Genomic DNA, 20580 nt, shown 5'->3' on the forward strand with positions numbered 1-20580 from the left:
ATCAGCAATATGACAAATATAAATTCAGAGAATCTTACCTCAATCATCGAGGCATACAAGGTCTATTTCAAAGAGTATTTTTCCTTTGAAATCTATAAATGGAAAGCGGTGGAATACTTTCAGACGTACTGGAATATTGAAGCCGTCAACTTCAAAGAAATGCTGGTACAGGCCTTTAGCAAGACAAAAAATCTGCTGAGTTCGATGAATAATTATCCTCAAAAAATGCTGCAGGAATTCTGTGAAATAGACGAAACAAAAGTACGCGAAATGTTTCGGATGTTGTTTGACGAAAGCCAGCAGGTCGTATTCCGGATAAGCCAATTCCGTAAAAGTGCTGATGAATTGTTGAAGCAGTGGGGAAAAGGTAAGCAGCATTATCAGACGCTCAATGCAATGACCACGTATCTTTGGCTTCGTTACCCAGACAAGTACTACATCTATAAGTATTCTTGCGCCCAGAAAATGGTGAGGGAACTGACTCCGTCAATGGTACTCAAGAAAGGAAGCGGAGCAGAAGAAGCTATCAAAGTATTTCAGTTATATGACGAGGTTGCTGAAGTGCTTCGGAAGGATAATGAGATAAAGTCAATGCTGTCCAGCATTCTAACGGACGATTGTTACCCGGACAAAGAACTGAGAACAACTGTTGTGGATTTGGCATATTTCGTAGGACGGTTCTACCATCCCAAACATGAAACACAGCCTGTTCCAGGGACGAAAGTACAAACCTGGATTTATTCTCCAGGAGAGGGTGCCCGTAAATGGAATGAATGTGTGGCCAACGGAAAGATGTATCTAGGCTGGGATGATATGGGGGATCTTGATCCGTATGAGAGCCGTGAGGAGATGAGAGAGCGGATGAAAGAACTGTACGGAGAAGAAAAGGATTACCGGAATGACAGTCTGGCCACCTGGGAATTTGCCAACGAAATGAATGTGGGTGATGTCGTATTTGCCAAGAAAGGCCGCGGATGCATCATCGGACGAGGTGTAGTAACAGGAGATTATGAATACGATGAGAGCCGGACGGAATATATGCATGTCAGAAGTGTGAAATGGAACAAGGTAGGTGAATGGACTTTACCGGATGTGGTTGCCATGAAAACATTGACGAATTTGACATCCTATACAGATTATGTAAAGAAATTGAATGAACTGGTGGAAGGTGAAACAGAATCAGAAGCCATACACAACTACTGGTGGCTATGCGCCAATCCTAAAATCTGGAGCATGGCGGGCTGGACGGTCGGTGAAGATCAGGAGTATACACTTTATAATACGGCAGGAAACAAGCGTCGTGTGTTCCAACATTTCCTGAATGCACGAGTCGGAGATAAGGTGGTTTGTTACGAGGCAAACCCTACCAAGCAGATTACCGGTCTGGCGGTCATCTCGAAAGAAAGTGACAGTGAAAGAATCTGTTTCCGGAAAGTTGAAACATTGGCTTCACCCATAGATTTGTCGGAAGTCAAAACGGTGCCGGAACTGGCGGATATGGAATTTCTGGTGAATCCGAACGGTAGTTTCTTTCACCTGACAGAAAAGGAATATACAGCGTTGCTCAATCTCATCCGGGAAGAAAACGATAGCATCCAACCGATAAAATCTATCGAAAAATACACGAAAGAAGATTTTCTGAAAGAAATGTTTATGGGTGAGCAGGACTTCAATACCTTAAGCCATCTAATCCGGACCAAAAAGAATGTCATCCTGCAGGGGGCACCCGGAGTGGGAAAGACTTTCTGTGCCCGCCGCCTGGCACAGGCCATGATGGGTGAAAAGGATGAAAGTCGTATAGCCTTGATTCAATTTCACCAGAACTACTCCTACGAGGATTTTGTAATGGGATACAAGCCATCGGGAGAGACCTTCGAACTACAGAAAGGCATCTTCTACAAATTCTGCATGCTTGCCACCAATCATCCGGAGAAAGAGTATTTCTTCATCATCGACGAGATTAACCGGGGAAATTTGTCAAAAATATTCGGGGAACTGCTGATGCTGATTGAAAAGGACTACCGGGGTGAGAAACTGACGCTGGCCTATAAAGACGAGAAATTTTCAGTACCTGAGAATCTGTATCTCATCGGGATGATGAACACAGCCGACCGAAGTCTGGCATTAATCGATTATGCGTTACGCCGTCGGTTCAGTTTTTTCGAAATGTCACCAGGTTTCAACTCGGAAGGCTTCAAGACTTATCTGAAGGAAAAGAACAATACCCGTTTGGACGAGCTGGTAGAACTTGTCAAGGAACTGAACCGTCAGATTGCTGCCGATGATTCGTTGGGACGGGGATTCGAAATAGGACACAGCTATCTGTGTACGAAAGGAACCGTAACGGATGAATGGCTGAAAGAGATTGTAAACTACGACATACTTCCGATGCTACGGGAATATTGGTTCGACAATAGGCCGGAAGTAGATAGATGGTCGAACAAGCTGAACGACATTTTCCATGACTAGAGATAGGAATATCTGGATACGCAACGTGTATTACATGCTTTCGTATGCCTTCGAGGAACTGAAAAAGAACAACTATGAGCAGATTGCCCGAGAAGAATTCGATCGCATACAGGATTTGTTTGCCGAAATCCTTTTCAAGGGGGTATCAGCACAGCTGAAGCGCGGACTGTACCGGGAGTATGTAACCCGGACGGAAGATCTGCCGTTACTGAAGGGGCGTCTGGATATACGGGAAACCATCAACAACCGGATGCGTTGCCGGAATGTATTGCGTTGTGAGTACGATAATCTGTCGGAAAACAACCTGTTCAATCAAGTGTTGAAGACAACGTTGGATGTCCTGTGTCACGAACGGAGTGTGTCGCCCGTACAGAAGGCAAAACTAAAGCAACTGATGCCTTTCTTCTCAGAAGTAGACAAGATAGACATCCGGAACATCCGATGGAACAATTTTGTGTATCAAAGAAACAATCAGGCGTATCGGATGCTGATGAATGTATGCTATTTCATCATCGATGGTATGCTTATGACAACAGAGACCGGAAAGTATAGGATGGCTACTTTCTCGGACGAACACATGTGCCGCCTGTTTGAGCGGTTTGTGCTGGAATACTATCGTGTGCATCACCGGGAATTGTCACCCAACCCTGATCGGATTGAATGGAATATCTGCCCGGAAGAAGACTCGATGATTGATTTCCTGCCTACCATGCGGAGCGACATCGTCCTACACCGGGCAGACTGGACACTGGTCATCGATACAAAATATTACAGCCATGCCATGCAACATCATTTTGACAAGCCTACCATCCATTCTGCGAATATGTACCAGATATTTACCTATGTGAAAAATCTGGATGTGGAAAACGCAGGAAAAGTAAGCGGCCTGCTTCTATACGCAAAAACAGACGAAGAGATTACGCCTGATCTGTCAGCCTCATTCGGCAAGAACCGCATTCGGGTAAGGACGCTCGATTTGAACCAAGAATTCTCTGGCATAGCCCGACAACTGGAGGAGTTTCTTGAATGGTGAATATATCAGCTTTCATCCCAAAACAACAAAAAACAGCCAAAAATGAGTTTATATCGGGGAAAAGCAGTAACTTTGTACGAAGCAAGCATACCGCTACCATTGAAACAATGGCCCAAAAAGAAGAGACAGACTGAACAGTCATAACCCTAAAAATGAATGAAAGCTACGACCTTTCTGCATCTGAAGAGGCTTTGTCCGACTTTGAGGTACAGAAAAGCCGTTTTTAATATATGGCAATGAAAGCGAAACCCTTTATCAAATGGGTTGGAGGTAAAAGCCAACTCATCGAGCAACTGGATTCTTTATTACCAGCTGACTTTGATAACCGTAGAAACGTTACTTACATAGAGCCTTTTGTAGGTGGTGGAGCCATGCTCTTCTACATGCTACAGCGTTACCCGAATATCAGACATGCTGTCATCAACGACATCAATCCGGACCTCATCGGCTGCTATCGGACCGTCAGGGATTTTCCGGAGGAATTGATAGCGTCGTTACAACAGATAGAAAAAGAATATCTCGAATTGGGAACTGAAGAAGAACGGAAAGATTTCTTTATGACTGTCCGGACAAGATACAACCTGAAAAATCTTGATCCTGTAGAAAATACGACGCTCTTTTTCTTCCTGAACAGGACTTGTTTCAATGGGCTCTACCGGGTAAACAAGTCCGGTGCATTCAATGTCCCCTTCGGCAAATATACAAACCCGACTATCTGTGACGCGGATACCATCCGCATCGACAGCAAGTTGCTGCAAAGGGTGGAGATCCATCAAGGTGACTTCGAACAGACATTCGAATACGCTGAGGGAGACACCTTTTTCTATTTCGATCCGCCTTACCGGCCATTGAGCGATACTTCCAGTTTCAATGACTATACAAAAGAATCATTCAATGACGCAGACCAGATAAGGCTGAAAGCCTATTGTGACAAGATACATAAAGCCGGTTTCTCCTTCATGCTCAGCAATTCGGACTGTAAAGGGAAAAATGAAACCGATAATTTCTTTGACAAACTGTATCAGGATTATATCATAGACAGGGTATGGGCCTCCAGAAGTATCAACGCCAACCCGAACAAGCGCGGAAAGTTGACAGAAATTCTTGTACACAACTATGCTCTGACCAAGAAAACTGAACAGGAACCCATACTTGAACTCAGATTATTCGCCTAATGCCTATGAAAGATTTCAACCGATTCATGTCTCAACTGCAGGAGACCAATCAGACATTGGATTTCTTCTGTGATTTCGACAAGATTTCCCAAAACGTTGAAGACATCAAACTCAGTCTTTGTATGCTCAACAGCCTGATTGGTGCGACTGATATGCGCCAGGCCGTCGAAACAATCTGGAGAAGAGACAAATCTGCCTTCAACGTAATGGACATCCTCATCGCCGTCAGAAGTGAAGGAAAGAAAAAAGTTCTCAATTCACTCGGACAATGTGTTGTGTTAGACTCGTTGTTCAGTTCTGTTGAAGGTGTCATGGAATTTCTGAAGGACACAGGTCTGACAGAAGTTTTCCAGCAACAGAAGATAAGGAATCTGGTGGACTATGTATTCGGTATAGAAACCGGACTCGATACCAATGCCCGCAAGAACCGGAGCGGTCATGTCATGGAAGCCACGATCGCCCGCACGTTTGACAACAAAGGAATCATATACAGGCAAGAAGTGTATTCCAGCGAATGGCCTTCTATCTCACAGGTACTCGGAGATGATGAGAAGCGTTTTGATTTCGTCATCCAGACACTGCAGAAAACCTATCTGATAGAAGTCAACTTTTACAGTGGAGGAGGATCTAAATTGAACGAAGTAGCCCGATCCTATTCGGATATCGCTCCCAAAATCAATTCTGTTCCTGGTTTCGAGTTCGTGTGGATTACTGACGGAATCGGATGGAAAAGCGCAAAGAACAAACTTCAGGAAGCCTACAACATCATTCCGAGTATTTACAACCTGACCAATCTGGAAGATTTCATGAACCTAGTAAAAGCCTGAGAAATGAAAGAGTTTACCGCATTTTGTCAATCATTCAAAGGAATAATGGACAGGCACCCGCAATTGGATATAGAAGGTGCAAGAGAAATAATCCAACAGATTAACGAATTCCTTTACACGACCCACCCACATATCGGTACAATTGAGAAATTCGGAAACACATTCAACTATTTTTCCGATTTCCATAAGTTCTGGCACAAGCACCATCAGGAAATTCTGAATTGCGAGATAGACGAATGCAAATGTGAACAAGTAGCCGATGCCCTTCATGCCGTTTTTGTCCAAACACACGGTGCCGCATTTACCTCAGTTTATGACACATGTGACCTCCCAAATGAAGATATATGTCGTATACGCTTTCTGACCGCCAACCAAGATTTCAGAGGTTCACGCAATTTTTCTTTTCTTGCAGAAGTTTTCAGCAATGACAACTCCATCTTTGACGAAAACAACATTCTGGCCGATCCGGATGATTTTCTGAAGAAAATCGAAGTCGGTAACTTGTCCCAAAACGACAAAAGACTGAAATACGCTACAAACATTGCCCAATTTCTACTTTCGCATGAGTGTACCCCTTACAGACTCATCGATAAATATCACCGGAACATCTATGCCCTACGAAACGATTTGATAGCCTGTAACGCAGGCTATGGAAACAAGAAGGCAGACATGTTTGTACGAGATATGGTTGTGCTGGGAATATGGCAGAATGTTACAGATTTCGAACGCATCAATGTGGCTAGCGATGTCAATACAATTAAAGTCGCATTGAAAACAGGAATCATCCGAACAGCCATTCCGTTGGTATCAAGTTTCCTGGACATCTTCTGTTACCAATATGAATACATTGATGACATGAATGCCGCTGCCTGGCGACGTGTCTGGGAAATCTGGAAGCAGAAATATCCGAAAGAAAGCATCTCAAGCCCGTGCCTGATGGACTACTTTGTCTACAACGTAGTAGGACGCCAATTCTGCAAAGAAAGTCTTCCTATCTTCACATGCCCTAACGGTCATATATTCAGATGGCATTCTGCCAAAAACACGACCTGTCAGGTATGCTACAGACAAGGAATCCGAAGAGTTTCTGCTTCTATTATCAGGAAATGTATGCCCTGTGAAGATGAAGAAGGAGCTATCGCCATACTGAATACTGAATATGTAAAATCCTTGCCTGAAGGACAAAAAATCACAAGATGCCCCTTTGCAGATATCTGTAACGACAAGAAACATTTGAGACCTCCGAAATCCATCAGCATCATGGGACAGACAGGATGGCAATCTGCCTATACGAACAAAGGAGAAGGAGGTGGTGGCTTAATGGCCTGACAACAATAAAAGATTATGATTGAACCTTACTATAAATCAGCAAAAAACGATTTCCTATTGGCCAAAGGAGATACATTCAGGCTACTTCATGAATTTGACTTCAAATTCGATATGATATTTGCCGACCCGCCTTATTTCCTGTCCGACGGAGGTATAAGCTTACAGTCCGGACAAGTGGTATGTGTCAACAAAGGGAAATGGGATGAATCCAAGACTCCGAAAGAGATGGAAGCATTCAATAAGGAATGGTTGCGTTTATGCCGTGACAAACTTAAAGATAATGGAACCATCTGGATCAGCGGAACATATCACAATATCTTCTCGGTAGCCAACTGCCTGACAGAACTCGGCTATAAGATTCTGAACGTAATCACCTGGCAAAAGACCAACCCGCCGGCAAATATCTCCTGCCGCTTCTTCACCTACAGCACAGAATTCATTATCTGGGCCAGGAAATTCAAGAAAGTACCACACATTTACAACTATGAGCTGATGAAAAGTATCAACAATAACAAACAGATGACTGATGTGTGGAGACTTCCAGCCATCGGACGTTGGGAAAAGTCATGTGGAAAACATCCCACACAAAAACCGCTTTCTGTACTGGTCCGTATCATTCTCGCGTCCACTAATGGAAACGCCTGGATATTCGACCCGTTTGCAGGTAGTAGCACAACCGGTATCGCTGCCAACTTGTGCGGAAGACGCTTCTGCGGAATCGAACAAGAAGAAGAATTCTGTGTCATGAGTAAAGCCCGACGGGAAGAACTGGAAGACAATACTATCCGAAAAACACTTCGTCATCATATAGTTGATTTCAAGGTCATCGATTCACTCCCTGCAACCGATATACCCTCGATACTTTGTGAAGAGCATGCGGTTGAATACGGTAAGCTACCTTTTGAATAATATTTACATTACTATAAAAGTACTTACATTGCCGGCTCGGCAGCCATTGCCACCGGTTCATCTTCAACGGTCTGGTACGGCAAGCCCATAGGGCTATCCTGTAGTTCCCCGCGCAGACGCTCCTTCAGTTTGGTATTGCGCTTGTTCACCGTAAGGTTACGGATGGCATAGGCCAAGGCTTTAGGTTGCCCTATCAGCACACAGATCTTTTTTGCCCGGGTAATGCCTGTATAAATAAGATTGCGCTGGAGCATCACGAAATGCGTCATCAGCACAGGAATCACCACGATAGGATATTCAGAGCCTTGCGATTTATGGATGGTAGTAGCGTAAGCCAAAGTCACCTCATCAAGTTCCGAAGCCTCGTACTCTACCAGACTACCGTCGAAACGGATGCAAAGCGTACGGTCTTCCATATTGACCTTTTCAATGATGCCGATGTCACCGTTGAATACATTCTTATCATAATTGTTACGGATCTGCATCACCCGGTCGCCCAACTTGTAGTTGATTCCACCCCGGCTGATCCCCAGCGTAGAAGTGTTGAGCGCCTGCTGGAGGAGCATGTTCAGATTCCCCGCCCCCACGACACTCCGTTGCATAGGCGTAAGTACCTGTATGTTGCTCAACGGCTGGTTGTACGCCTTGGGCAGCCGATGCTTGACCAGCTTCACAATCTCCTCGGCCACCTGCTCAGGGTCATCCTTTCTGATGAAAAAGAAATCAGTATCCTTGCCATTGCTGGTATCAGGATAACGCCCCTGGTTGATGGCATGGGCACTCATCACGATACGGCTGCTTTGAGCCTGGCGGAAGATACGGGTAAGACGAATGACAGGTACCTGCCCGGAGTCGATGATGTCTCTCAACACATTGCCGGCACCGACACTCGGCAACTGGTCGATGTCGCCCACCAGAATGAGCCGCATCTGTACCGGAATCGCTTTCATCAGATTATACATCAGGATGATGTCTATCATGGAACATTCATCCACGATGAGCACATCTCCCTCCAGGGGATTATCATCGTTCCGCTTGTAGCCGTCCTGCGGATTAAATTCCAGCAGGCGATGAATGGTTTTTACCTCCATACCGGTAGCCTCACTCATACGCTTGGAGGCACGTCCGGTGGGAGCAGCCAGCAGGACACGAAGACCGGCCGCTCTGTAGGCGGCTATGATACCTTGGGTAGTCGTAGTCTTACCGGTACCCGGACCACCCGTCAGCACCATCACCCGGGACCGGACCGCCTGCCTGATAGCCGCCACCTGCACATCATCGTATCCGACACCCGTAGCCTTCTCGATGGCCTGGATATCGATATTTCCTTCGAATAGAGCGGAAGACCTGGAAGTCATCAAAGCAAGCAGCCTTCTGGCCGTTCCACGTTCCGAATGATAAAACGGAGGCAGATAAATGGCCTCCTGTTCACGGATAAGATCTTCGGAAGCAATCATCCCAGCCATGGCCTGCACGATGGGCTCCCGATCGGCCTCCAACAGCTTGCCGGCGGCTTCGATAAGTTGCTCCTCTACCGCATAGACATGTCCCTCATCGGCCAGTTCGTTGAGTGTATACTGTATACCGCTCCTGCACCGGCGCAAGTCATTCTTTCCGTATCCCATCTTTCCGGCTATGCCATCGGCCGTCTTGAATCCGATGCCCCAGATATCGTCAGCCAAGCGATAAGGGTTTTCCTTCACTTGATCAATGCTTTCCTTGCCATACTGCCGGTAAATCTTGGCCGCATAGGCTGTACTCACGCCGTACTGTTGCAGAAAGAGCATCACATTCTTGATGTCCTTCTGCTTTTCCCAGCTTTCGCGAATCTTCTCCACACGCTTCTTACCGATACCGGGCACTTCATAAAGACGTTCGATATCCTCCTCGATGATGTCGATCGTTTCTGTACCGAAACGCTCCACGATCAGATGGGCGAACTTAGGGCCGATGCCTTTCACCAGTCCGCTTCCCAGATACTTCTCGATACCATATACCGTAGCAGGCATGACTTCTTCCCACGTCTCGCAGACGAACTGGCGTCCGTACCGCTTGTCCATCTTCCACACGCCGTCGCATAACAGCACAGCCCCCACCGGTACATCCAGCAGGTTGCCTACCAAGGTCACAAGATCCGCATAATCCTTGACCTTCACCCGCATCACGGCATATCCGTTCTCCTGGTTCTGGTAAGTAATGTGTTCTACTACGCAACGTAACTTCATCATAGCCATTCTCTGTATTACCGTTTTACTTTATCCGAAAACAAGGAATCACCGGAGCAGCGCATCAATCGCTTCTTCCGGGACCTCCGGCAAGATACTCCGGAACTGAGCCAGCAAGCGCTGACGGGATTCTTCGGGAGTACGTTCCGGATGACAAGCCTCTCTACCGAAAAGAGCTTCAGGGGTGGTCAGCAACGACCATCCCCACCCGTATTCCCTGCCATGACGGTCATGCGGATAGACGAAATCTTCGGTCACGATGTAGCCGCCCATCTCCAGACGCGTCAGGTAGGCATCGAAACGGCTACGCATCTTCGGTCCCGTAAAGCCACAGGCGGCACGTAGTTTCCGGGTTATCAGACTACCGTATTCCTTCAGCGTGACCAGGATAATCTCTTCGATGCTTCCTTCTTCCGGTTGCGGATAAAGGCTGCGCCGGTAATTGCAGAAATCGGGCCACCATTCCCGGCTGATGAAACCGGCCTTGCGCTGGAAAAACTTCCCGTAGGCACAGCCACTTTCCTGCAGAATCGGACCTTTCCATTCCCACAACGGCCATTCCCAGCCTCCGTCCGGAAGCCTCGTATACTGGCAATCCTCATCTGCGACCTCCTCGGCCGACCACCCTGACACTCCCATCGCCAGCAAGGGCAGGAAACCCACCTGACCGATGTAGTCTATCAGCTCCTGACACGTATGTATCTTTTCCGCTTTCATTTTCCCAACTCTCCATTCATTCTTTTCCGGACAATGGAATAAGCCTTCTGGAAAAGGGCGGAATGCTCCATCGTCTGTAACATCTCCCGGAAACGGCTCATGGGGATGGTAAAGCTCAGCTCGTCGGCCGGAACCAACGGCCGGGCCGACGGATCCAGCATACCGAGGAAGCAGCTCCGTCCGCCTCTCCTGTTTTCCTGTACGGCAAAAGCCACAATGCTACAGCATCCCGAAGCGAAACGGGTACAGACGGCATCGTCGGCATCGTTGTCAAAGAAAGCCCAGGAGCACAGGCCGGAAAGCCTGTCGGGCGTAGCGAAGAACAAGATACCTTCCACCGAATCGAAATCCGTCAGACGGTCCATCCGGACAAAGTTCAGAAACAGCTTCTCCGTCAGACGGATATCCAGCTTATCGATGAATGCCTTCACCTGTTCCCGGGTCTGCTTGTAGTGCTCGGTTTCGGACACAAAGGCCGGAATCCGCTCCTGCATCGGAGCGAACGCGGTATAGAGGCTCCCCCCGCCGCACAACACATTCTGAGCCGTCAAGGTCAACGGTTCGCCTTCGCATACTTTCCGTATGGCTCCGATCATGCAACGGGGTACCTTCTTCCCTTCTACGGCCGGTGTATCACTGTAGCCAAACGCTATCGGAAGAGGCGCCGCCTCGCCGAAAGCTTCTCTATATTTTTGCAGGAATCTCTGTATCATACCACACCATTTTACTTCTGAAGAACCTTCACAAAATCATCGGGCAAAATCACATTTTTCACCTCGAGCGCCTCCGAGAACAAGGGAGCGATTTCCTTCACGGTAAACCCCGCGATACCACAACCGATACGGGTCACATAGAAAGTCAGCTCCGGATGACTACGTGCGAAACCGATGAACTCATCCACATAAGGGCGGATGGTCTCTACCCCACCCTGCATGGTAGGAATCGCGTAACTCTGTCCCTGCAGACCGACGCCTTGCCCCCAGACCGCCCCGAAACGGTCGGCAGCCAAACGGGCAGCACCTCCGGCATGCATACCGGCCAGGTTACTGCCGAACACAAACACTTCATTGTCCTTCAACGCCGAGATTCGCTCGGGTGTATACATCCTGTCATACATATACTGTTCCTCCTTGATGATTTTATTTCCATACTTCTGTTCGAACTCCTCCACCACCTTCCGCAAGGAATAAGGGAGATACCCCATCCCCTTCTTGCATAATTCCTCCGGAATACCGAAGAATGCCTCGGCAATGGAACCCGTGATACATGCCAGCGTATCGCTGTCACCCCCCAGGCTGATGGCATTACGGATGCTGTCTTCAAAATCCTTCCCGTCGAGGAAGGCGACGATGGCTTGCGGCACCGTGTCCTGGCAGGTGGCCCCCCAACCGTAAGACTCGCGGATACCGTCGCAGGTAAAGCTGAGGTCGTAACCGAAACGGGAAACAACTGCCGTCCGTATCTCCTCTTTCGTCGCGCCAATACGGGCCATGAAGATGCACAAGGCCGTCGCCTGCGCTCCCTTGATACCCTCCGGATGATTGTGCGTACAAGCGGCCGATGCCTCAGCAGCAGCCAGAACCGTATCGATAGTCTGGAACGCCCATCCTACCGGCCCCACCCGCATGGCACTCCCGTTTCCACAACTGTTGTAAGGTGCGAAATCGCCGGTCGCTGCCCGCTTGACCCAGCGTATGAAACTGTTTCCATAAGCGCCCATCGGATGCGGATACCGGGAGGCATAACGGAAGTAATACGGTCCGCTATCCTTCGTCCCTGCTCCGTCCAGCAACCATTCGGCGGTTGCCACCGTCAGAATGCTATCGTCTGTATATTCTCCCCGTTCCGGAAAGAACGGAAAATCCTTAGTCTTGATGTTGTGAAATTCGTAGATACTGCCCACGATGTCACCGATAATACTTCCTAACATATTCCATCAATCATGCATGAATCGAATTCTATCTTCCATTTACAGCTGATAACCGTTCCGCCTGAAATCCGGTTGACCGGCTACCAAACTTCAGCAAGTTACGACACTTTCCTGAAACCACCAAAATCTACGGTAAAATTTCCGACGGATACATATCACTGAGGTGTATAAAATGCCCCGTAACAGGACAGTCCACATCCCCCAAAGACCGCTTTCCAGAACAGGAACTTATGGAAACAGATCCGATTAAGCATCATTAACAGAAATACTGTAGTGGTTTTTCATCCAAAGGCTGTTTTCAAGTAAAACAAGTTCCTATGAAAAAATTAATCTACACTTCATCAGCATGGACAGGCTTTTTCTTTTTAGCAGCAACACTAATTCTATGCTCCTGTCACAAAGACGAGTACTCGCCCATATCGGCCACCAAACAGCAAAGAGGAATCCTCCTTACCTTCAGTAGTGAAAGCAATAAGAAACCGCTGGATGACAACAGATTCGTAGCAGGTATTACTGTTTTCGGAAACGAATCGCAGGCACAATTGCCCTGCACCGTCAAAAAAATAAACGGGAAACCGTATCTTTTCTTTGTAGCCGATTTACCGGATGCAAAGAACATGAAATTTACAGGAGACCAGAAGAAGGCTACCGCCATGACGGAAATCACTCTGAAAGTGAATAAGGAAAAGGCCACTCTGAAATGCTATTTCCAATACCAGGATGCCAGTAAACCACCTATGCCCACAGCCAGCAACACGTCCATTATCCTTGAAAGCATTACACTGGACAGGAAAACCATCAAACGAGGGAACAAGACCGTCATTGACGGGAACCTGGTATTTCCCTTACAGATGGACGCGAAAGGAAAACTACACTAGTGAGAAACAGACTTAATCGCATACATAGACTCATTCACAACAGCCTTATGACAAGAATCATTTTACCGTTAGATTTTTTCCTGCTGGGAGCAACCTGTTTCCCTTCATACGAGGGCGAAGGAGCGGCAGCCGACCTACAGCCTTCAGGCACCATTCTGCCTAACGTGCCCAACCAAGAAGACTCCATCAGCCAACCTTAAAACGCTTATCCAATGACCAATCATGTAAGAATCAGATACATTTTCACAGCCATATTGCTTCCATTCATCTGGGAGAATGTAGAGGCTAAGGAACCTCAAAAGGTTACCCAAAGCGAAACGAAATTTCATGTGACACTGGACTACCACTACAACTTCGGGCTGGCAACCAAAGAAAAATGGTGGAACAACGGTGAACGGCTGGGTGGACATTCGCTCCACCTGACAGCCTTATACAATATTACACCCAGAATCGCTACAGGTATCGGTATCGGAGCCGACCGGTATACCCATCCCGACTTCAACACCATCCCCATTTATGGAACCTTCCGTTACAGCCCAATTACCAAAATTCCGAAAGGTTATCTTTACACCAACCTCGGATATGGTTGCTTCGCCAACGAAGCCATATCTTCCGGATGGATGTGGGACTTAGGAATCGGTTACACAAAAATGTTCCGGAAACATTTCGGGTTGAATTTCCAGATAGGATATAACCTGAAAGAGTTTGCGGACATTCCATCTTACAGATACGATATCGATTCCGAAAATACAGTTATAACCTATTTAGGAAAGGTAAAGGATTTGCGTCATTCGCTCTCATTCGGGATTGGTATGGTATTCTAACTCCAGTCATCCACATTCCTATCCCATGGACCGACCTTTGCTATCTTCCAGGAGGAGCAATCACCGGCGAACCACCCTGCCGTTTGTCACTGATGACATTCCGAAGTACTTCAAACAGGATTCCACCGACATCAATCCCCAAATCAAACTTGTTGAACTTGTAATGAGGCACCACGACAGGTACGGTTTGCCACCCACGCTGGGGATCGTAATAACGCTGCACACCAACATCCACGCCGAATCTGTCCGTAAAATCGTAACCGATGGTAGCACCGTACGCATCCCGGTTAAAACCATACAGGTTACGCGGAGTATAGGAACCAAAAGCAGTAATCCTGAATCTGTCAGTCGGATGATAAACCAGCGCACCGGAAAATCCCAAAGACTGACCGACGCTCATCGGCAAACTATACTTGACGGCATTTACCCCTGCCTGAATATCGAAATAATCATTTAGCGCATAACGAAACTGGAAAGAAGCCTGGTTGATTCGCCCAAGTCCCGGCAAGGTACTCTGCGAACCGCTGCCGTAGAAGTAAGGAGAAATCCGTCCGCCTGTCTGATAATCCCCATAAAACATCGGAGACGGATTCGTATAATAGGGAGGCAGGAAAAAAGGCTTCTGCAATTTCCATTCCACGTTTGTATTAACCTTGAGGGTATCCATCAGGTTATCCACCTCTACCCCTTTCGTCCCTGCATAGGAAGGAGAAAAATCGGGAGAAATGTTTTGCCAACCGGGAATGGTCTTCAAACTATCTTCAGACAGTCTGATACTGTCTTTACTGATACCTTCCTGAGCATAAACACCCATCGGCAGACAACCTAGCAGAGAGAACCACAGATATCCGAACTTCATAAGCCTCCAGTTTTAGTATCTTCAAATGTAGTAAAAATACTTGAATTTCATGACTAAAAAAAGATTTATTCATCATTAGACGACAACCGACCTGCCTCACCTAATCACAGGCTCGGCAGGTTGGAAGATCGCAATCTATTCATGTAGAATCACTTTAATGGTTTCATTCTTATTATACGGATTACATGTCAGGCTGGCACAACCCGAAAAGTATAGTACCATAATACAAAGTACAATCCAAACAATGAACGGTCCTTCCTGAAAGAGTCTGTTCTGCATAACACATCTGGTTTTAATTCATCCTTAAAGATTCAGCACATTCTAAAACAGGTGCTTTACCTTAAAGACAACCCTGAACAGAAAAACCACTATCCGTATATCCAACTTTTTTGTATTTTACCCCACAAAATTTCCCAAAAGTTTGCGCAATCTACAAAAAGTCCCGTCCTTTGCAGGAGAAATACCGCAAGCTTATGGCAGACAATTACACAGAACAACAATACGGACGGAACCAGGAAGAAAAAGCCCCCCTGGGAAAAGGGCAGAATGACAAAAACGAGAAAAAGGAATCTACGGGCATCCACCGGCATCCGGGAAGCTTCCTGCAGAACCAGACAAAGAAAGTCGTTGCCGTCCACGACCTTTCTGGTGTAGGACGGGTATCGCTGATGGCCGTCATCCCCATCCTCTCGTCCATGGGTTTCCAGGTATGTCCACTTCCTACTGCCGTATTGTCGACACACACCCAGTATCCTACCTATTCCTTCCTCGACCTGACCGAAGAAATGGAACACATCATCGAGAACTGGGAAAAACTGGGAATCCGTTTCGATACCTTTTACACCGGCTACCTCGGTTCGCCGAAACAGGCACAGATTGTCGAAGCATTCATATCGAAATTCCGTCGTGAAAACGACATGGTGGTAGTCGACCCTGTGCTGGGAGACAACGGTCACCTGTACAAAGGGATTACCGGAGAAATGGTCACCGAGATGAAAAGACTGGTTCGGCAAGCCGACATCATTACCCCTAACCTGACCGAACTGTATTACCTGCTGGACATGCCTTCTCAGGAACATATTACAGATGCAGAACTGAAAAAGGCATTGAAGGCACTTTCCGACCAAGGACCGAGCATTGTCATTGCTACCAGTGTACCTGTCAGCGGAGACCCACGGTCTACATCCGTCTATGCCTACAACCGCCTAGGCAACCGCTACTGGAAAGTGACCTGCCCTTACCTGCCGGCACATTATCCCGGTACCGGCGATACGTTTACCAGTGTCATTACAGGTTCCTTGATGCAGGGCGACAGCCTGCCTATCGCACTCGACCGTGCTACACAATTCATCCTGCAGGGTATCCGTGCGACTTTCGGTTACGAATATAATAATCTGGAAGGTATCATGCTGGAAAAGGTATTGCACAACCTGAATATGCCGATTCAGGTAAGCAGCTACGAACTGGTGGAATAAACCATCCGGAAGCGGATACTTTCCATCAGATGTTTTCCCCAGTAGCCAGATTCATCATTCATTCCGGCAACCGAAATTCAGCGGAGATAGCTTTCCATTTCAAACAGCTTCCTGGAAGCTGTTTGAAATTTCTTGGCTAAGATTCTATCAGAGGTTCTTCCGGCAGTTTATTTACCTGGTTCCCACTGGTAATAACGTACCCAGTCTACATGCATCTCCACTGGAAGGTCAAGCGTATCGACCTTACCTACCCAATTGCCACCCAACTGCATATCGATAAGCAGGTAATAAGGTTTGTCGAAGGGGAACTGTCCCTCCTTATCGGTTTTTATACGCGGATAAGAAAAAGTGCGGCAATCGTTCACATAGAACACAACACTGTCCGGATACATCTCGACGGCATATACATTGTAATCATCCGGACGAATGGCAGCTGTATTTCCCTGCGGCGGATTGTTCCTGATATTCAGATGCTGGGTATAGACAGAATGCACCGTTTGATAGACTATGGAATCGTAATTCAACCGTTCCATGATATCTATCTCACCTCCCGTAGGCCATGGGTATTTTTCCTCTTCAAAAGGCTTCAGCCAGATAGCCGGCCATGCTCCACGGGCACCTTGCAATCTGGCTTTCACTTCCAGTCTACCGCCATGAAAGGCTCTCTTGTATTTGGTATATACCCCTCCGGTTATGTACATCGCCGTATCGGCTTCCCGATTGGGATTCATCACTCCTTTCAGTATCAGGTTCCCGTCTTTCACTTCGTAACAGCATTCATTGTCCGACATGTGACGGGCCCATTCGGGATGCCAGCGAGGGATTTTCGACCATGTCAACGTATCAAAGGTTTCACCTTCAAAACTATCTTCCCAAACCAATTTCCAACCGGACGAATGTTTCTGCGAAGTACAGGACATCATCCCGCCGAAAACTGACAAGGCTATCGCTCCTATAAAAAACTTCTTCATGATTCTCTTATATTCAAACACAAATACAAAAGTAACAGATTATCTTTATTCCGTGTCCAGTATGCCACGAATAATCGCCTGATACATGGACTTGTCTTCGCAGATTCCTTCCTCGTGGTAATAGAGATTTTTCTCTAATGTTGTCTGATAAATACGAATAGATAAAGAAGATTCATCTTCCCGAACAGGCCGGATAATGATACTGAGTTCTGTACGTCGACCTAAAATGACACTCAATAAATTCTCATTTTTCACATACTTCTTTGCTTTGATAAAACCGGATGTAGTATCTACACAATCTATAAAATACTGATTTTTATGCAAGTAACCTATAGTCTTATGGAATAGACTATCCTTATTCTGATCAACTGTATACGGTTCCAAGGTCTGGGCATCTACATTGCCAACATACAGGTTCAACAGGATAATGCTGATAAAAAATAGAGATTTCATAGTCTGTCTGTGTATTTATTATGATTCATTTAAACGATATTCAAAAGGACTTTAAATCATGGTTCAATGGCCGAAACGCGAAGCATCTACTTCCTTCTTTTCCTTGTTGATACTACCTCCAAAACGGTAAACGAATTTCACTGAAACGGTACGGCTGTATTGCCCCATGTTCAAGTCGATGTGCTGACCGGCATAGCGGTTTCTAACCTTCATACGCATGGTATCGAACAGGTCGGAACAGTTCAGGCTCAGGCTTGCCTTGTCGTTCAGAAAATTCCACTGCGCACCTACATTGACCGTAAAGACAGGCTTCGTATCGCTGATACCGGAAATCATGCTTGAACGGTACATTGCATCCAGGTCAAATCCGAGGTCGGAACCCACCGAAAAATGATTCTGCATGGCCAGCATACCAGCCCATTTGTTTCGGTCGAAAGGAATATCCCAGAAGTTATCGCAGCGGTTACGGTCATTCAGGACAGTAGCATTCACCTGCGAGGAAAGCCAATTGCCAATACTGAACGGAACATTGGCACTCATGCCGAAGGACTGATAATAGTTCCAGTTCTGCGTGCGGTACACAAGCGCCAGACGGTCTTTCGCCTGATACATATCCATCGTGAAATAATCGTTGGTTCGTTCATAGAACAGCGACAGCATGTACTTCTGAAGGAAGAGATAATTGGCTTTCACACTATACACATTGGCAGGACGTAATCCCTCGATGGTCTGAAGCTCTTCGTAGGCATTCATATAGGTGGTACTGGTCTGCATGTCCCAATAAGTAGGATAATCCTTTTCAGACGATACACCCAACATAAACGTATGTTTTTCCGAAGGCGAATAAGTCAGGCTAGCCTGCGGATAGACCGCCCATTTATGATAGTTCCCGATGGAATAATACTCACCGGTTGCCGAAAGAGAAAGGGACAGCCCGTTTTCAAACTCCTTGTCGAAGCCGGCATAAAAGTTGGTAATCTGTTCATACAGGCGCGAAGAAAAATTATCCACATCTTCCTTTCCCTCAGCCTGATCGAAGAACTGACTATTCCTGTTATCAGTATAATCATAGCGGACACCGTACTTCAATGTCCAATCATTGGCAAGAGCGTGATGCTGGTCGGCATACACTGAAAACCTGCGTATCTTCTGGTCCGATGTATAATCAAGCAGCTGACGAGTATTATCTGTCAGTCTGCTCTCCAGACGATTGTAGTCATTCATCGAATAGTCTGTATAGTCCACTCCAAGATCAAGTCCGAAGCCGGAAGAATAACGGGCAAAAACATTGTGCAGCCGGCTGTCCTGCAACTTGTCGTTGTGACTGTTCTGGAAGTTTCCGTTTACATCAATCGCCCCTTTACCGTTGTTCGACACAGCACCGTTGTAACCTACACTCAACTCATTATCCTCGTTTATCTGATAACCGTATTCGGCATAGATGTTATGCCTCCAGCCCTTCGTGTTAATTTTCTGTATCTGCGTGATGTCATATACCTTCCCGTCATAATTGTGTTTGGAAGCCAGGTCCATTACAGTCATGATATGCGAATACCCCGGATTATAGGAGACATTCAGCGATGACTTGCCTTTCGTCATCAGGAAGTTTACATTACCGCTGTAACTGCTGAAATACTGGTTGCTGTAGCTGGCCGAGATCTCACTCTGAAGGGTATTTTCTGAAGCCTTGGCCGTTACGATATTAATGGCAGCACCGCGTACATGATATTCTGGCGGCGTGCTGTACATCACTTCGGCTGTCTGGACCTGTGAAGCAGAGGTGTTCTTCAACAGTTCGACGAGCTGTTCCTGGGTCAGTGTACTTGCCTTACCGTTCAGAATCACCGTCACATCCTTGGCCCCTGCCAAGGAAAGTTTACCGTTCCTGTCCTGCACTCCTGGTAGCTTACAGATGGCCTCGTAAGCGTTATTTACAATATGCTTTTCCGTGATAGCCGAAATATCATAATTCAGTTTCCCCTGTTCCACGGTAACGAACGGACGTTCCCCCTCGATTACCACTTCATCTAAATTATAGTCTTTCGATTCCAAAACAATAATGCCGGCATCATGCGTCTGTCCCTCAACCAACCTGGTCTGATAAAGCAGATGCTGGACTATAAGCTGATAACTCTCTGGTTCGGACTCAAGTACGAATGTACCGTCAGCTGCAGATATGGCTGCACCCAGATAGGTTGAATCAGGCAACTGCATGACGATGGTAGCACCTTCTATCGGCTGCTGGTTGATATCTACTATTTTTCCTGTTGTCTGGTTCCCATAAGTTCCGCATGAATCGGATGCCGTTCCCGATACAAACGTACTGTCAGACGAATTCAGAACGGCCACATTCACCAATGGCAAAGCCATGTTTTCTGTATCTACCTTACCAGACAGACGATGCTGGGCCTGTACCGGTAATGTCAGCATACTGCATAGCAATATGCCAATGTCGTGTGTTTTCATCAGCTAATTGTGTTTAAGTTTCTACAAAAGAATGAAGAAA

Annotated in this window: 18 protein-coding genes; 10 read left to right on the forward strand and 8 right to left on the reverse strand. The window is 46.7% G+C overall.

Annotated features, from left to right (window positions below; genetic code table 11):
- Positions 1-9: 9 nt before the first annotated feature.
- The 6 genes from C510_RS0108450 (at position 10) to C510_RS0108480 (ending at position 7742) form a co-directional block, all read left to right on the forward strand.
- Positions 10-2469, forward strand: coding sequence for an AAA family ATPase (locus C510_RS0108450; RefSeq protein WP_018710911.1), 2460 nt, complete (start codon positions 10-12; stop codon positions 2467-2469).
- A complete protein-coding gene (gene mcrC / locus C510_RS0108455) occupies positions 2462-3502 on the forward strand; it encodes a 5-methylcytosine-specific restriction endonuclease system specificity protein McrC (RefSeq protein ID WP_025892369.1) in 1041 nt (346 codons plus the stop codon). Before C510_RS0108450 ends, mcrC begins: the two co-directional genes overlap by 8 nt.
- Before the next feature lie 230 nt (positions 3503-3732).
- Positions 3733-4677 carry a DNA adenine methylase gene (locus C510_RS0108465; RefSeq protein WP_018710914.1) on the forward strand — a complete coding sequence of 315 codons (945 nt, stop codon included), beginning with the start codon at positions 3733-3735 and terminating at the stop codon, positions 4675-4677.
- Positions 4677-5504, forward strand: coding sequence for a type II restriction endonuclease (locus C510_RS0108470; protein ID WP_018710915.1), 828 nt, complete (start codon positions 4677-4679; stop codon positions 5502-5504). The genes C510_RS0108465 and C510_RS0108470 overlap by 1 nt, the downstream gene beginning before the upstream one ends.
- A gap of 3 nt (positions 5505-5507) precedes the next feature.
- Positions 5508-6833, forward strand: a complete 1326-nt coding sequence (locus tag C510_RS0108475; RefSeq protein ID WP_051086634.1) for a hypothetical protein — start codon at positions 5508-5510, stop codon at positions 6831-6833.
- A gap of 15 nt (positions 6834-6848) precedes the next feature.
- On the forward strand, positions 6849-7742 hold the full coding sequence (locus C510_RS0108480; RefSeq protein WP_018710917.1) for a DNA-methyltransferase: 894 nt from the start codon (positions 6849-6851) through the stop codon (positions 7740-7742).
- 23 nt (positions 7743-7765) lie between these two features.
- On the opposite strand, the gene recD2 is transcribed toward C510_RS0108480, so the two are convergent.
- Genes recD2 through C510_RS16315 form a run of 4 tightly spaced genes read right to left on the reverse strand, consistent with a single transcriptional unit; the run spans position 7766 to position 12614 of the window.
- The gene (gene recD2, locus C510_RS0108485; RefSeq protein ID WP_040366186.1) at positions 7766-9970 is read right to left on the reverse strand and encodes an SF1B family DNA helicase RecD2; all 2205 of its coding nucleotides are present in this window, start codon (positions 9968-9970) and stop codon (positions 7766-7768) included.
- Between the two features lie 45 nt (positions 9971-10015).
- Complete coding sequence (locus C510_RS0108490; protein WP_018710919.1) at positions 10016-10684, reverse strand: AlkZ-related protein; 669 nt, start codon at positions 10682-10684, stop codon at positions 10016-10018.
- Positions 10681-11397, reverse strand: coding sequence for a DUF169 domain-containing protein (locus C510_RS0108495; RefSeq protein WP_018710920.1), 717 nt, complete (start codon positions 11395-11397; stop codon positions 10681-10683). Before C510_RS0108495 ends, C510_RS0108490 begins: the two co-directional genes overlap by 4 nt.
- A gap of 11 nt (positions 11398-11408) precedes the next feature.
- Positions 11409-12614 carry an A1S_2505 family phage non-structural protein gene (locus C510_RS16315; RefSeq protein WP_018710921.1) on the reverse strand — a complete coding sequence of 402 codons (1206 nt, stop codon included), beginning with the start codon at positions 12612-12614 and terminating at the stop codon, positions 11409-11411.
- Between the two features lie 317 nt (positions 12615-12931).
- Here C510_RS16315 and C510_RS0108510 point away from each other — a divergent pair, with 317 nt between their 5' ends.
- From C510_RS0108510 to C510_RS0108515, 3 genes are read left to right on the forward strand one after another with little or no spacing between them, the layout of a single operon-like run.
- Entirely contained in the window at positions 12932-13492 is a 561-nt protein-coding gene (locus C510_RS0108510) for a hypothetical protein (protein ID WP_018710922.1), read from the forward strand.
- A 47-nt stretch (positions 13493-13539) separates the two neighbouring features.
- Positions 13540-13692, forward strand: coding sequence for a hypothetical protein (locus C510_RS17330; RefSeq protein WP_154651963.1), 153 nt, complete (start codon positions 13540-13542; stop codon positions 13690-13692).
- Positions 13693-13704: 12 nt separating this feature from the next.
- Positions 13705-14316 (forward strand): hypothetical protein, encoded by a 612-nt coding sequence (locus C510_RS0108515; protein WP_018710923.1) that lies wholly within the window; start codon positions 13705-13707, stop codon positions 14314-14316.
- 40 nt (positions 14317-14356) lie between these two features.
- On the opposite strand, the gene C510_RS0108520 is transcribed toward C510_RS0108515, so the two are convergent.
- Positions 14357-15175: a hypothetical protein gene (locus tag C510_RS0108520; protein WP_018710924.1), complete on the reverse strand. Its 819-nt coding sequence runs from the start codon at positions 15173-15175 to the stop codon at positions 14357-14359.
- Between the two features lie 473 nt (positions 15176-15648).
- On the opposite strand from C510_RS0108520, the gene C510_RS0108525 reads away from it, so the two are divergent.
- On the forward strand, positions 15649-16650 hold the full coding sequence (locus C510_RS0108525; protein WP_081621828.1) for a pyridoxamine kinase: 1002 nt from the start codon (positions 15649-15651) through the stop codon (positions 16648-16650).
- 167 nt (positions 16651-16817) lie between these two features.
- Here C510_RS0108525 and C510_RS0108530 read toward each other — a convergent pair whose 3' ends face one another.
- The 3 genes from C510_RS0108530 to C510_RS0108540 form a co-directional block, all read right to left on the reverse strand.
- A complete protein-coding gene (locus C510_RS0108530) occupies positions 16818-17621 on the reverse strand; it encodes a glycoside hydrolase family 16 protein (protein ID WP_040366173.1) in 804 nt (267 codons plus the stop codon).
- A gap of 45 nt (positions 17622-17666) precedes the next feature.
- On the reverse strand, positions 17667-18074 hold the full coding sequence (locus C510_RS0108535; RefSeq protein ID WP_018710927.1) for a hypothetical protein: 408 nt from the start codon (positions 18072-18074) through the stop codon (positions 17667-17669).
- 63 nt (positions 18075-18137) lie between these two features.
- Positions 18138-20540, reverse strand: a complete 2403-nt coding sequence (locus tag C510_RS0108540; protein WP_025892371.1) for an outer membrane beta-barrel family protein — start codon at positions 20538-20540, stop codon at positions 18138-18140.
- Positions 20541-20580: the final 40 nt, after the last annotated feature.

Origin of the sequence: Phocaeicola barnesiae DSM 18169 = JCM 13652 (assembly GCF_000374585.1) — a bacterium.
GTDB classification, from domain to species: domain Bacteria; phylum Bacteroidota; class Bacteroidia; order Bacteroidales; family Bacteroidaceae; genus Phocaeicola; species Phocaeicola barnesiae.

Bases quoted from the DNA above. Each gene is read 5' to 3' on its own strand.
- C510_RS0108510 (WP_018710922.1), top strand. From the start codon at position 12,932: ATGAAAAAATTAATCTACACTTCATCAGCATGGACAGGCTTTTTCTTT.
- C510_RS0108495 (WP_018710920.1), bottom strand. From the start codon at position 11,397: ATGATACAGAGATTCCTGCAAAAATATAGAGAAGCTTTCGGCGAGGCG.
- C510_RS17330 (WP_154651963.1), top strand. From the start codon at position 13,540: ATGACAAGAATCATTTTACCGTTAGATTTTTTCCTGCTGGGAGCAACC.
- C510_RS0108465 (WP_018710914.1), top strand. From the start codon at position 3,733: ATGGCAATGAAAGCGAAACCCTTTATCAAATGGGTTGGAGGTAAAAGC.
- C510_RS0108525 (WP_081621828.1), top strand. From the start codon at position 15,649: ATGGCAGACAATTACACAGAACAACAATACGGACGGAACCAGGAAGAA.
- C510_RS16315 (WP_018710921.1), bottom strand. From the start codon at position 12,614: ATGTTAGGAAGTATTATCGGTGACATCGTGGGCAGTATCTACGAATTT.
- C510_RS0108515 (WP_018710923.1), top strand. From the start codon at position 13,705: ATGACCAATCATGTAAGAATCAGATACATTTTCACAGCCATATTGCTT.
- C510_RS0108540 (WP_025892371.1), bottom strand. From the start codon at position 20,540: ATGAAAACACACGACATTGGCATATTGCTATGCAGTATGCTGACATTA.
- C510_RS0108535 (WP_018710927.1), bottom strand. From the start codon at position 18,074: ATGAAATCTCTATTTTTTATCAGCATTATCCTGTTGAACCTGTATGTT.
- mcrC (WP_025892369.1), top strand. From the start codon at position 2,462: ATGACTAGAGATAGGAATATCTGGATACGCAACGTGTATTACATGCTT.
- C510_RS0108475 (WP_051086634.1), top strand. From the start codon at position 5,508: ATGAAAGAGTTTACCGCATTTTGTCAATCATTCAAAGGAATAATGGAC.
- C510_RS0108520 (WP_018710924.1), bottom strand. From the start codon at position 15,175: ATGAAGTTCGGATATCTGTGGTTCTCTCTGCTAGGTTGTCTGCCGATG.
- C510_RS0108490 (WP_018710919.1), bottom strand. From the start codon at position 10,684: ATGAAAGCGGAAAAGATACATACGTGTCAGGAGCTGATAGACTACATC.
- C510_RS0108480 (WP_018710917.1), top strand. From the start codon at position 6,849: ATGATTGAACCTTACTATAAATCAGCAAAAAACGATTTCCTATTGGCC.
- C510_RS0108450 (WP_018710911.1), top strand. From the start codon at position 10: ATGACAAATATAAATTCAGAGAATCTTACCTCAATCATCGAGGCATAC.
- recD2 (WP_040366186.1), bottom strand. From the start codon at position 9,970: ATGATGAAGTTACGTTGCGTAGTAGAACACATTACTTACCAGAACCAG.
- C510_RS0108470 (WP_018710915.1), top strand. From the start codon at position 4,677: ATGCCTATGAAAGATTTCAACCGATTCATGTCTCAACTGCAGGAGACC.
- C510_RS0108530 (WP_040366173.1), bottom strand. From the start codon at position 17,621: ATGAAGAAGTTTTTTATAGGAGCGATAGCCTTGTCAGTTTTCGGCGGG.